Consider the following 12,220-nt stretch of genomic DNA (forward strand, 5'->3'; position numbering starts at 1 on the left):
ACATGGGCAGTCTATTCAGCGGCATTGATCACCCGGCTGAAGGGCTGCCCTGTGAACCGAGCTCTCCCCGTAGTACGACTGCGTGTACCCACCGACGAGGACGCGGTGGCCTGGCACCGGGTCTTCGCCCACCCGGATGTCATGGAGTTCCACGGCGGCAGGGCCGCGGAGCTGTCCGTCTACGAGGAGCTCACCGCTCGCCAGCGCCGACACGACGCCGAGCGGGGTTTCTGCCTGTGGACGATGCTCGACGAACGCGACCAGGTCATCGGCTTCACGGGCGCGCAGCCGTGGGAGCGGGAGTGGGGTCCCACCGGAGAGATGGAGATCGGCTGGCGGCTCGGGCGGGAGTTCTGGGGGCAGGGGTATGTCACCGCCGCCGCGCTGCTGACGCTGGAGCGGGTGCGGGCGGCCGGGGTGACGAGCGTGGTGGCGATGGTAGACGCCCGCAACGAGAGGTCGATCGCGGTGACGCGGCGGCTGGGGATGGAGCTGGCCGAGGTGTTCACGACACCGGATGCCCGGCAGCAGGGGCACTGCTACCGGCTCGAACTCTGAAACCGGAGGTCCGCCATTCCGAATTCATTACCCTGAGTAATCGACTGTTACAGAAAGGCACTTGGCGCTTCCGGACGCTACCCCCGGGCGGTTACCCTTCCAGTACCGCTGGGGGTGACATCTGTGCGTATAACACCCAAAAAGCCCGAGGTGCGGGTTCCGAGACTCGTCGGACTGATGGCCATGGACGCGCGCGAGGCAGCGAAGTCGCACGGCCTGAACCTCAACGCGCCGGACCGGCCGGACTTCCACCTCACCGTCGTCGACTACGTCGTGCGCCAGTACCCCCAGCCCGGAGCCGAGGTGCCGCGGGACTCGATGGTCTACATCTGGTTCGACTTCGGCGAGGGAGAGGGCGGCGGAGGCATACGCGAGCCACGCATACCGCGACCACCCTCGGGCGGACTGCAACGCGAGCTCGACGAGCCCGGGGAAGACACCTACCCCGTGGTCAGCTCTGCTTGAAGCCCCGGTGCAGGGCCACGACGCCGCCCGTCAGATTCCGCCACGCCACCTTCGACCAGCCCGCCTCGCGCAGCCGCGCCGCCAGGGCCGGCTGGTCGGGCCAGGCGCGGATGGACTCGGCGAGATAGACGTAGGCGTCGGGGTTGGAGGACACCGTGCGCGCGACCGGCGGCAGGGCGCGCATCAGGTACTCGGTGTAGACCGTGCGGAAGGGCGCCCAGGTCGGGTGGGAGAACTCGCAGATCACGACCCGGCCGCCGGGCTTCGTCACCCGGTGCATCTCACGCAGCGCGGCGTCGAAGTCCTGCACATTGCGCAGCCCGAAGGAGATGGTGACCGCGTCGAAGGTGTCGTCCCGGAACGGCAGCTTCGTCGCGTCGCCCGCCGTGAGCGGCAGCCAAGGGTGCTTCTTCTTGCCGACCTGGAGCATGCCGAGGGAGAAGTCGCAGGGGACGACGTACGCGCCGGTCCGCGCGAAGGGCAGGGACGAGGTGGCCGTGCCGGCCGCCAGGTCGAGGACCTTCTGCGCGGGGCGGGCGTCGACCGCCTTCGCCACCTCCTTGCGCCACACACGGTCCTGGCCGAGCGACAGCACGTCATTGGTCAGGTCGTACCGTTCCGCCACGTCGTCGAACATCGAGGCGACTTCGTGCGGCTGCTTGTTCAGGGAGGCGCGGGTCACGTGCTCATTCTTGCAGCACGCGTTCATGGAACGAGCTTGGGCTTCTTCTTCCCGGCCATGTCCTCCACCCACCCGCAGAGCAGCACGAAAGCGGCGATCAGGATCCAGCCGATGCCGAACATGAACCACTGGCTCTCCAGCGGCAGATACGTCTCGAACGCGGGCACGTTCCAGAACCGGTCGATCAGCGGGACGGCGAGGATCAGGGCGATCTCGTGCCAGAGGTAGATCGTCACGGCGCGGGCGTTGAAGATCGTGACGAGACGGTCGGTGCGGCGGAAGCGGGTCAGCCAGGCGAAGTCGATCCCGAAGTACGACTTCGCCCACATCAGCAGCGTCACATACCCCGCCGACCAGAAGGCCTGCGCGAGCGGGATGTCGTCCAGGTCGTACGAGCCCGTCTCGGCCTGGTGGGTAAAGGCGTACCAGCCGCCGAAGCCGATCGCGGCGAGCGACAGGACGGCCACGGCGAACGGCTTCAGCCGGGCCAGCACCCCGTCGCGGTGCGCGAAGCCGAGGAGCCAGCAGAACAGGAAGGTGGCCAGGTCGGTCAGCGCGCTGCCGAGCCGGTCGTCCGGGGGCTCCCAGACGAAGTGGAAGACGACGATCGGGACCAGCGAGAGCAGCAGCACCGCCACCGGGGCCAGGCGGAACACCCGCAGCAGCAGCGGTGACAACAGGACGAACCACAGATACGTCCGCAGATACCAGAGGATCTCCCAGGCCTGCTCGGCCCACGCGTTGCCCGGCGGGTCGCCCAGCGGCACGATCCAGTAGACGATCTGCCAGCCCGGCATCCAGTCGTGGATCAGCATCGCCACGACCACGCAGAAGCCCCAGAACCAGAACGGCGGCAGCAGCCGGCGCAGCCTGCCGCGCACCACCTTCAGCGCGGGGCGTTCCAGGGACTTCGCCATGAGCGTGCCGGCCAGGGCGAACATGATCCCCATCGAGGGGAGCACCATGCCCGCCCAGGCCCAGCCGAAGGTGTGGTAGGTGACGACGCGGATGAGGGCGACGGCACGGAGGGTGTCGAAGTAGCGGTCGCGGCTCCCGGCCCGCGAGCTTCTGGACCTCGGCCCCGGGAGCCGAGGCGGAGGCTTCTCCTCCTCCGCCTCGGCGGCTGCGGGGGGTGGTGCGGTCGCCTGCCCCGTCACCTGCCCGGACGCCGCGTACTCGCCGTACCCGGCGTACTCCGGCGGATACGGCTGCTGGGCGTAGTCCGAGTACCCGTACTCCTGACCGTACCCCTGCTGCGCATACGGCTGCTGCTCCCAGCTCATCAGCCCACCCCCGCCGGTGTCCCGACCTCGCCCGTGCGCTTCAGCTTCTGCCAGCGCAGCCGGCCGCCCGTCATCGCGGTGATGCAGGAGTGGATCAGGACGAGGTACATCATCTGGCGGTAGGCGAGCTGCTGGAGCGGCATCATCAGCAGATAGCGGTACTTCTCTCGGTCCAGCCGGAAGGCGTACGCCGCGCACAGCAGCTGCACCGCCAGCACCGCGAGCCAGGCCAGCAGGGCGGCCGTGAAGTCGACGAAGATCATCGAGTAGACGGTGAAGACATCGATGAGCGGCGCGAAGACCGGCGTGACGATCTGGAAGATCACCACCAGCGGCATGCCGACCCGGCCGAAGCGCCCCGAAGGGCCCTTGTCCGTGAGCGACTTGCGGTGCTTCCACAGCGCCTGCATGGTGCCGTACGACCACCGGTAGCGCTGTGACCACAGCTGTTTGAGCGAGCCGGGGGCCTCGGTCCACGCGCGCGCGTGCTCCTGGTAGACGACCCGCCAGCCCGCGCGGTGCATCGCGATGGTGATGTCGGTGTCCTCAGCGAGGGTGTCCTCGCTCATGCCCCCGACCTGCAACACCGCTTCCCGCCGGAACGCGCCGATCGCGCCGGGGATCGTCGGCATGCAGCGCAGCAGGTCGTACATGCGCCGGTCGAGGTTGAAGCCCATCACGTACTCGATGTGCTGCCAGGCGCCGATGACCGTGTTGCGGTTGCCGACCTTGGCGTTGCCGGCGACCGCGCCGACCCCGGGGTCGGCGAAGGGCTGCACGAGCTGCCGTACGGTGTCCGGCTCGAAGACGGTGTCGCCGTCCATCATCACGACGATGTCGTAACTGGCGCTGCGCACACCGTTGTTAAGCGCGGCGGGTTTGCCGGCGTTCTCCTGGCGGATGACGCGGACGTTGGTCATGCCGAGTTCCATGGCCGCGTTCCGGGCGATCTCGGAGGTGCCGTCCGTGGAGCCGTCGTCGACCACGATGATCTCGATGGGGTGCGTGCTCTTCGCCAGCGATTCGAGGGTGTTGGCGATGCACTCCTTCTCGTTGTACGCCGGGACGATCACGCTCACCGGTCGGTACACCGGCGCTCCCCAGCTGAAGCGGCGTCTGTTGCGCTGCCGGTAGTGGCGCCGGGCGAGGATCAGCATCATGCCGAAGCGGCCCATGACGGCGACGCCGACGACCATGAGGCCGACCGACAGCACCGGAACCGCCCATTCGGCGACGGCCACCGCCCCGATCAGGGCCTTGCCCTCGTAGAGGGTCGCACCGGTGGCCTCACGGTGAGCGGCCTGGAGGTTCGAGGCCCCGGCCCCCGCACCACCCACACCGGCCTGCCCGCCGGGCCCACCCCCCTGGCCCTGCTGCACACGGCCGCTCGCCGCCTCCTCCTTCTGAAGCGCCCCGCTGATCGTCGTGAAGGTGTACCCCTTCGCCTTCATCTTCTCGATGTACGTAGGCAGCGCCTTGATCGTCTGCGACCGCTCGCCGCCCGCGTCATGGAAGAGGACGGACGCGCCCTCCCCATCCTCCGGAGTGGCCCACCTGATGATCTTCGAGACGCCCGGCCGCTTCCAGTCGTCGCTGTCGGTGTCGACGAAGACGCTGGTGTAGCCCTCCTCGCCGAGCTTCTTGTAGACGGGCCAGCTGTAGTTGTCGATGGCGTCGGTCTCCGACGAGTACGGCGCCCGGAACAGCGTCGTGGTGATGCCGGCCGCGCCCGCCAGCGCGAGCTGGGTCTGCTGCATCTCGCGGTTGACGCGGGCGTCGCTCTGGTAGGAGAGGTCGACGTGGGTGAAGGTGTGGATGCCCACCTCGTTGCCCTGCTCGACCATGTCCCCGACGATCGACGGATAGCGCGAGACCATCGAGCCGACCACGAAGAAGGTGGCGGGGATGTCGTACTTCTTCAGGATCGCCAGGACCTGCGGCGTCCAGGTGGGATTCGGGCCGTCGTCGAAGGTGAGCGCGATCGTCTTGTCCGGTACGGAGACGGTGGTGGCCTGACCGCCCCGGAAGGTGAGGATCGGCCCGCCGTCGAGGACCTTGTCGGGCACCTTGCCGGAGCTGGCCCCGGTGCGCACCCGCTGGTCGCCGCCGACCTCGGCGCGCAGATAGCCGTCGAGCAGCATGACGCTGGTCAGCGCGAGCAGCAGCAGCCCGGCGAGGATCACCCGGGGTTTTTGCAGGGCCGCGGCCTTGCCGGCCACCCGCTCGATGCGGGTGGGGGCGCGGCGGCGGCGACGTGAGGGCGTCGTCGTGGTCATGAGTGGGGCTGCGCTCCGGTCAGTTGGCGGACGTGTCGGCGGACGCGGACGGGGCGGGGGCGCCCGAGGGCGGCGCCGACGGGCTGCCGCTGGGCGGGGCGACCGGGTTGCCGCGGCCGCCCTGGGGCTGGTTGCCGGGGCCGGGGCCGCCCTGACCGTTCGCGAAGGGCAGCAGCTGGGACGGGGTCAGCGAGGTGCCGAAGCCCATGAAGGCCATGCCCAGCACCACCGCGTAGCCGAGGCAGGCGACGCCGAGGAGGAGGCCGAGGCGCCTGAGCAGCTTGGAGCGGCGTCCGGAGTTGTCAACGAACACCGGCCCGTCGGCGGCGGCCCTGCCGCGCCTGCGGCGGCGGCCCCGCGCGTCGGACCGGTTGTCGATGGTGGTCTCGGATTGCATTCCCCGGACGTTAGGGAACCTTTATGTGCCCCGAACTCGGGCTGTATGTGAGACGCATATGAGAAACGCCTGAGTCTGTCCTTCGCCTGAGAGTTTTCCGCGGGGGCCGGGAAAGGATGAGAGGTTTGCCGGCATGCATACGTACTCAGGGAAATCGGCGACCGGACTCGTCTGCCTGCTCGTGCTGGCCACGGGATGCTCGGCGGGGTCCGGCGGTACGGCCGACCCCGCCCCCGCGCCGAAGGAGACGGGCACGCCCTCCGCGTCGGGCACGTCCTCCGCCGGCACGGCGTACGCCCCCTACGTCAGCGTCACCGAGGCCTCCGACCTCGACTCCGCCGGCTCCCCGGCGACGTACAACCTGGCCTTCGTGATCGCGGACGGCAGCGACTGCACACCGAAGTGGAACGGCACCAACACCCTGTCCGACTCGGCCGTGAAGTCCCGTATCGCCGAGCTGACTCAGGGCGGCGCCACGGTCCGCGTCTCCTTCGGCGGCGCCTCCGGCAAGGAGCTGGCGGCGAGTTGCGACAGCGCGTCCGAGCTGGCGGAGGCCTACGGAAAGGCCCTGGACGCGGCCGGTTCCGCACAGGCCGACTTCGACATCGAGGGCGACGAGCTGACCGACTCCGACTCGGTGGACCTGCGTTCGCAGGCGATAGCCCTGCTGCAGCAGGAGCGCGGCGACCTGGAGGTGTCCTTCACGCTGCCGGTGATGCCGTCCGGCCTGGACGACGCCGGTGTGGCGCTGCTGGAGTCCGCCAACCAGCACGACGTCCAGGTCTCCACCGTGAACATCATGACGATGAATTACGGCGAGTCGTACACCGGCGACATGGGGGATTACGCGCTGACATCGGCGAAAGCCGCCCACAGTCAGCTGAAGGAGATCTTCGGCACTTCCGACGCGACCGCGTGGAAAGCGATGGCGCTGACGTCGATGCTCGGGGTGAACGACATCGACGGCGAGACGTTCTCGCTCGATGACGCGGCGCAGGTGCGGGAGTTCGCCGAGGAGAAGGGAATCGGATGGGTGTCCATGTGGGCGTCCTTCCGGGACCAGCCGTGCGGGGACGATTCGTCCTCGGATGACGCGCTGACCAATTGCAGCGGGGTGGATCAGGAGGCCGGTGCGTTCGCGGAGGCTTTTTCGGCGTAATTTCGGGTCCGTCTCCTAACCTCGTGCGAGAAGACGTCGGATGCCCTGTGCATCCACTGTGAGGAGGCGATGGTGCTCGGAAGAGGCACGCGGTTGCTCGGGGCCGCCGTGGTCGTGGCCTGCATGGTGCTCGTCGGTCCCAGCGCGCCGAACGGCGGCCTCTTCGGCGGGTCACCGCCCGTCGAGGCCGCCCGTGACATCGTGCCGAACCGGGTCATGACGTGGAACATCTGCAACCCGTGCGACACGGCCAACACCGACCGGGCGGCGGAGATCGCCGCATACGCGCCCCAGGTCATCGGCATGCAGGAAGCGTGCGTCCGGGACGTCGAGGCGATCCGGGACCACCTGGAGAACCTCCACGGGCTCGTCTACCACGTCGAGTACGGGACGGTACTGCGCAATTGGGGCCGCTGCGGAGGCCTGCCGTGGAACCCCGGTGAGTACGGTCAGGCGATCCTCTCGGCGGCACCGATGACCGACCATGTCGCCGTGGAATATCCCGACGGCGGCTCGGAGGACCGTGGCTATATGGCGGTCACCACCGAGGTGGACGGCCGGTCTGTGCGGGTCTTCAACACCCACCTCGCCCACCGCCGCCAGGAGTCGGTGCGGGCGGCCCAGATCGACGTGCTCTCCAAGGTCGTCGCCCGCGAGGACCGCGCGATCGTCCTCGGCGACTTCAACGCGGTGCCGTACGCCTCCGAACTGACCCGCATGTGGACGCTGGCCACGGACACGGACCCCGAGTGCCGTCCCGACTCCACCGGCAGCTGCGAGGTGACCACGGACTGGCAGAGCAAGTTCGACTACGTCTTCCTGCGCGGAATCACCCCGCTCCGCCACACTGTCCATCCGACCCCGTACTCGGACCACCACTCGCTGCGCACCGACGTCGACATCCCCTGAGCCCGGTCGCCGGCGGCCGTCGTCACCGTCGCCGGTAGACCAGCCGCCCGTCCACCACCGTCGCCACACACGTCCCCGCGCCGCGCTCCGCCAGTTCCGCCTCGTCCCGCACGTCGAACACGGCGAAGCGGGCGGCGCACCCGCGCTCGCGCGGCGGCGGGAACACCACGGGCCGGCCGGAGGCACAGGGGTCGAGGGAGGGCACGCCGTCGGGGCGCCCGATGCGGCCCATGACCGCCAGACCGGTGCGTCGCACGGCGTCCCGCACCGCGCGGTTGCGCAGTTCCTCGCAGGCCGCCCGGACCGTGCCGTACGCCAGCATGCGCTGCACCCCGCGCCGGGCGCTCGCGCCCCAGCGGGCGTCGTCCATGTGGAGCGCGGCGAGGGCGTCCCCCATCAGCGGCTCGGTGCCCAGTTCGGCGGCCTCGCGCGGATCGGGGTGGTAGGCCTCCTCCAGCAGCTCGGTGCCGTGGATATTGATCAGCCCCGGCGTCAGGATGCCCGGCCACTGACGCACCCGCGCCCGCGGATGCGCGGCGACCAGATCCGCCAACTGCCCGGAGTCGGCGATCCAGTCGCCCTCGACGAGGAGCGCGTGGTCCCTGGAATCGGCGTGAATCGTCAGCACGGGCGGGTCAGTTGGAGGCGAGGATCTTCAGCTCGGGGTGGGCGGTGCCGCCCTCGATCGCCGTGGACGAGATGTGCGACATGACCCGCGCGTCGACGGGGTCGTTCGCCGGGTCGTCGTGCACGACCAGGTGCTCGTACGTCGTGGCACGCTGCGCCGGGACCCGCCCCGCCGTACGGATCATGTCGATCATTTCCTGGAGGTTGGAGCGGTGCCTGGCACCGGCCGCCGAGACGACGTTCTCCTCCAGCATGACCGAGCCGAGGTCGTCGGCGCCGTAGTGCAGCGTCAGCTGGCCGGCGTCCTGGCCGGTGGTCAGCCAGGAGCCCTGGATGTGGGCGATGTTGTCCATGAAGAGCCGGGAGATCGCGATCATCCGCAGATACTCGAAGATCGTGGCCTGTGTACGGCCCTTGAGGTGGTTGTTCATCGGCTGGTACAGGTACGGGATGAAGGCCCGGAAGCCGCCCGTCCGGTCCTGCACCTCACGGATCATCCGCAGATGCTCGATGCGCTCGGCGTTGGTCTCACCGGTGCCCATCAGCATGGTGGAGGTGGACTCCACGCCCAGCCCGTGCGCGGTCTCCATGATCTCCAGCCAGCGCTCGCCGCTCTCCTTCAGCGGGGCGATGGCCTTGCGCGGCCGCTCGGGCAGCAGCTCGGCACCGGCACCGGCGAAGGAGTCGAGACCGGCCGCGTGGATCCGGGTGATGGCCTCCTCGACCGAGACCTTGGAGATCCGCGCCATGTGCTCGACCTCGGAGGCACCGAGGGAGTGGATGACGAGCTGCGGGTACGCGTCCTTGATGGCCTTGAAGTGCTTCTCGTAGTACTCCACGCCGTAGTCCGGGTGGTGCCCGCCCTGGAACATGATCTGCGTACCGCCGAGCTCGATGGTCTCGGCGCAGCGCCGCAGGATGTCGTCGAGGTCGCGGGTCCAGCCGTTCTTCGTGTCCTTCGGCGGCGCGTAGAAGGCGCAGAACTTGCACGCCGTCACACAGACGTTCGTGTAGTTGATGTTGCGCTCGATGATGTACGTCGCGATGTGCTCGGTACCCGCGTACCTGCGGCGGCGTACGGCGTCGGCGGCGGCGCCCAGCGCGTGCAGCGGGGCGTCGCGGTACAGGTCGAGCGCTTCCTCCGGGGTGATCCGCCCGCCCGCTGCGGCACGGTCTAGCACAGACTGCAGGTCGGCCTTCTCGGTCACCGGGGCGTCCCTTTCGTACAGGCATCGGACGGACTCGACCAGCCTACGCCAGGGGTCCGGGGCGCCCGAGGTCAGGCCGCGCCCGCGCCGATCAGCAGCCCGGCCCAGGCCCCCGCGATCATGAACGGCCCGAACGCGATCGCCGTCCCGCGCCCCGCCTTCCCCGCCACGACGAGGGCACCGCCGTAGAGCCCGCCGAGCAGGAACCCGGCGAAGGTGCCCAGCATGACGGTGGCCCAGCCGTACCAGCCGAGCACGGCACCGATGCCGAGCGCCAGCTTCACATCGCCGAAGCCCATGCCGCCGGGGTTGATGAGCCACAGCACGAAGTACAGGGCGCCGAGCGCGAGGGCGGCCCACAGGGCGGTCGGCCAGTCACCGGCGTGCTCGGGCACCAGCGCGACCAGGCCGAGCAGCACGAGGGAGACCAGAGCGAACGGCAGCGTCAGGGCGTCAGGCAGTCGCCGCACCCGGAGGTCGACGACCGTGAGCAGCACCCCGGCGGGCGCAAGGAGCAGCCAGACCCCCAGTTCGGGCCGGGTGTCGGTGGCGGCGGCGAGGGTGGCGCAGACGGCGGCGGTGGCGGTGGCCAGGCGGGCCGCGCCGGGCCCGTACGCCCTCGTGTCCGCACACTCCCGGCACCGGGCCCGCCCGATCCACCCCCGCACCGGGTGCCCGCCGGGACACCGCTCCCGCCACGCCTCCCCCGGCGGGACGGAGAACCGGTAGGCCGCCCGAGGCAGCAGCGCCCCCGCCACCGCGCCCCAGCACACGGCGACCAGCACCAGCCAAGCGGTACTCACGCGGTACCACCCATCGGTCCTGAAGTGCGGTGTCGCGCCATGGCGGGCGTCCTGAGGTCGGGTGTGGAGGGAGCGGAAGGGATATGAGGATCTGTTGAACCCACAGGGATCCTATGATCCGTGGCGTCTCCGCGGCGCCCAGTAGAGTGCCGCGGATAACCGCAGGCGGGAAACGGGGGAAGGGCGTCAGTGACCACGGTCAGCGCATACGGCGACACAGGCGGAATCCAGCACATACCGGGCGCCGTGCGCACACTCCGCACACGCGCGTTCCTCGCCCTCTTTGCCCTGGCCGCCCTGTTCACGACCGTCATCGGCGTCACCCCCGCGCAGGCGGCCACCGACCCCGTCACCCTCCAGGCCGCCCATCTCGCCGACCGCCTCCGCGCGAACCCGGTCCACATCACCGACCAACTCCCCCGCGAGATACCGCGGTCCACGGCCCCCGCCTTCGCCGAGGCGGCCGAGCGCACCGGCGTACCGACATACGTCCTCGTCCTGCCGACCCTGAGCGGCGCGGAGCCGGGTCTGCTCGACGCGGTCCATGAGCGGCTCGGCCGGGACGGGCTGTATGTGCTCCTCGACGAGTCGATGGTGACGGACGCCGTGGCGTACGGGGTCGACGTCCCGGCAGACGACGCCTCGACGGTCGCCCTCTACGAAGTCCCCTACGACGCGGGCCCGCTGCGCCGCTTCGAGCGTTTCACCGAGGTCATCGCGCAGGGCGGGAAGAAGGCGGCGGCGCGGGCGGATGCGGCACGCGCGAAGTACGACGACGGCGCCGAGCCATCGGACATGTACATCGACGAGACCGGCCGCAGCGAACAGTCGTCCTTCACGGGCTTCCTGCTGGCGGGCGTACCGCTGCTGATCCTGATGCTGGTTCCGTATGTACGGCGCTGGTGGCACCGCCTCTCCTCGCAGCCCAAGGGGGGCAAGGGCAAGGGGACCAAGAAAGGCAAGAAGGGCAAGAAGGCCAAGGAGATCCAGGTGCCGAAGTCGGGCCCCGTCTTCCGCTGGACCGTCGCGGTGCTGGCCCTCGCCTCCGCCGTCGCGATCGCCGTCATCGCCCCCCTCGTCTACGACCAGACCCGGTCGAGCTGGTCGCCCCGGCCCAGGGCGATCGACCTCAACGCCCGCCTCGACCGGGTGGCGGAAGGCCTCGCGAAGGACCCGGTGTACGCGGACCCGGAGAGCCCGCGAGTGCTGGACGCGGCCCAGCTGGACCGGCTCCATGACCGCATCGGCGCGTTCGCCCGCTCTCAGGGCGGCGGCCCGGTCTTCGTCTCGCTCGTCCCGCAGCTGACGGACGACGAGTCCGGGGGCGATGAAGAGGCGTTCGCCGCGGCGGTCCACGACAAGCTGGGCCAGGCCGGGGTCTATGTCGTGGCTGACCCCCTGCACGGCTCGATCGAGGTCTTCAACCACGGCCTGCGGCTGGACAGTTCCAGCCTCGCCTACGACATCCCGGATGCCATCACGGTCGGTGACGCGAGTGCCGAGCAGGCCGACGACCACCTCATGGGCAGCCGCCTCGCCGCTCTGATCACCGTCCTCGACAAGACCGAGCGCTCGGACGAGCCGACCACGGCCGACGCCCCGTACCCGGTGACGGACCCTGTCCGCGAGGACGAACTGGTCCCGCTCTTCGGCCCCGACTTCTGGTCGGCCCTGTTCCCGGGCGTCCTGGTGTCCGGGCTGGTCTTCGGGGTGGTGGCGGGCTTGCTGGGGATCGTGGGCAGGGTGCTACGGCGCCGGAATCCGGACCCACGGCCCGCCGCCTGAAACCGTACGGCTCGTCCGCGGGTCTGTGAGGGTGTGCTCTGCTGAGCCACGTACACATGGGGGGACGT

The 12,220-nt window shown here is 69.8% G+C and carries 12 protein-coding genes; 5 read left to right on the forward strand and 7 right to left on the reverse strand.

All coding sequences use genetic code 11. The annotated features are described in order from the left end of the window. The first annotated feature begins 51 nt into the window (after nt 1-51). Nucleotides 52-558, forward strand: a complete 507-nt coding sequence (locus IE325_RS32740; RefSeq protein ID WP_229912163.1) for a GNAT family N-acetyltransferase — start codon at nt 52-54, stop codon at nt 556-558. 150 nt (nt 559-708) lie between these two features. Then, nucleotides 709-1,023 carry a PASTA domain-containing protein gene (locus tag IE325_RS32745; protein ID WP_190073733.1) on the forward strand — a complete coding sequence of 105 codons (315 nt, stop codon included), beginning with the start codon at nt 709-711 and terminating at the stop codon, nt 1,021-1,023. Here the strand turns inward: IE325_RS32745 and IE325_RS32750 are convergent. Genes IE325_RS32750 through IE325_RS32765 form a run of 4 tightly spaced genes read right to left on the reverse strand, consistent with a single transcriptional unit; the run spans nt 1,010 to nt 5,661 of the window. After that, complete coding sequence (locus tag IE325_RS32750) at nt 1,010-1,705, reverse strand: demethylmenaquinone methyltransferase (RefSeq protein ID WP_190073734.1); 696 nt, start codon at nt 1,703-1,705, stop codon at nt 1,010-1,012. The two genes, IE325_RS32745 and IE325_RS32750, sit on opposite strands and share 14 nt — an antisense overlap. A gap of 23 nt (nt 1,706-1,728) precedes the next feature. Continuing rightward, nucleotides 1,729-2,988: an acyltransferase family protein gene (locus IE325_RS32755; protein ID WP_190073735.1), complete on the reverse strand. Its 1,260-nt coding sequence runs from the start codon at nt 2,986-2,988 to the stop codon at nt 1,729-1,731. Then, complete coding sequence (locus IE325_RS32760) at nt 2,988-5,264, reverse strand: bifunctional polysaccharide deacetylase/glycosyltransferase family 2 protein (protein ID WP_190073736.1); 2,277 nt, start codon at nt 5,262-5,264, stop codon at nt 2,988-2,990. Before IE325_RS32760 ends, IE325_RS32755 begins: the two co-directional genes overlap by 1 nt. A 19-nt stretch (nt 5,265-5,283) precedes the next feature. Beyond that, nucleotides 5,284-5,661, reverse strand: a complete 378-nt coding sequence (locus IE325_RS32765) for a hypothetical protein (protein WP_190073737.1) — start codon at nt 5,659-5,661, stop codon at nt 5,284-5,286. Nucleotides 5,662-5,794: 133 nt separating this feature from the next. Between IE325_RS32765 and IE325_RS32770 the strand changes: the two genes are divergently transcribed. Together IE325_RS32770 and IE325_RS32775 are read left to right on the forward strand one after the other, a co-directional pair. Further along, nucleotides 5,795-6,820 carry a chitinase gene (locus IE325_RS32770; protein ID WP_190073738.1) on the forward strand — a complete coding sequence of 342 codons (1,026 nt, stop codon included), beginning with the start codon at nt 5,795-5,797 and terminating at the stop codon, nt 6,818-6,820. 69 nt (nt 6,821-6,889) lie between these two features. Further along, nucleotides 6,890-7,729, forward strand: coding sequence for an endonuclease/exonuclease/phosphatase family protein (locus tag IE325_RS32775; RefSeq protein ID WP_190073739.1), 840 nt, complete (start codon nt 6,890-6,892; stop codon nt 7,727-7,729). A gap of 22 nt (nt 7,730-7,751) precedes the next feature. Here the strand turns inward: IE325_RS32775 and IE325_RS32780 are convergent, their stop codons facing one another. The 3 genes from IE325_RS32780 to IE325_RS32790 form a co-directional block, all read right to left on the reverse strand. Next, entirely contained in the window at nt 7,752-8,357 is a 606-nt protein-coding gene (locus IE325_RS32780) for an imidazolonepropionase-like domain-containing protein (RefSeq protein ID WP_190073740.1), read from the reverse strand. 7 nt (nt 8,358-8,364) lie between these two features. Next, the gene (gene mqnC / locus IE325_RS32785) at nt 8,365-9,564 is read right to left on the reverse strand and encodes a cyclic dehypoxanthinyl futalosine synthase (protein ID WP_190073741.1); all 1,200 of its coding nucleotides are present in this window, start codon (nt 9,562-9,564) and stop codon (nt 8,365-8,367) included. Nucleotides 9,565-9,635: 71 nt separating this feature from the next. Then, nucleotides 9,636-10,367 (reverse strand): prepilin peptidase, encoded by a 732-nt coding sequence (locus IE325_RS32790; RefSeq protein ID WP_190073742.1) that lies wholly within the window; start codon nt 10,365-10,367, stop codon nt 9,636-9,638. 189 nt (nt 10,368-10,556) lie between these two features. Here IE325_RS32790 and IE325_RS32795 point away from each other — a divergent pair, with 189 nt between their 5' ends. After that, nucleotides 10,557-12,152, forward strand: a complete 1,596-nt coding sequence (locus tag IE325_RS32795; protein WP_229912165.1) for a hypothetical protein — start codon at nt 10,557-10,559, stop codon at nt 12,150-12,152. Nucleotides 12,153-12,220 lie beyond the last annotated feature (68 nt).

Origin of the sequence: Streptomyces lanatus (assembly GCF_014655715.1) — a bacterium.
GTDB classification, from domain to species: domain Bacteria; phylum Actinomycetota; class Actinomycetes; order Streptomycetales; family Streptomycetaceae; genus Streptomyces; species Streptomyces lanatus.

Excerpts from the sequence above, each read along its gene's own strand:
- IE325_RS32760 (WP_190073736.1), bottom strand. The coding sequence starts at position 5,264 with ATGACCACGACGACGCCCTCACGTCGCCGCCGCCGCGCCCCCACCCGC.
- IE325_RS32775 (WP_190073739.1), top strand. The coding sequence starts at position 6,890 with ATGGTGCTCGGAAGAGGCACGCGGTTGCTCGGGGCCGCCGTGGTCGTG.
- IE325_RS32755 (WP_190073735.1), bottom strand. The coding sequence starts at position 2,988 with ATGAGCTGGGAGCAGCAGCCGTATGCGCAGCAGGGGTACGGTCAGGAG.
- IE325_RS32765 (WP_190073737.1), bottom strand. The coding sequence starts at position 5,661 with ATGCAATCCGAGACCACCATCGACAACCGGTCCGACGCGCGGGGCCGC.
- IE325_RS32770 (WP_190073738.1), top strand. The coding sequence starts at position 5,795 with ATGCATACGTACTCAGGGAAATCGGCGACCGGACTCGTCTGCCTGCTC.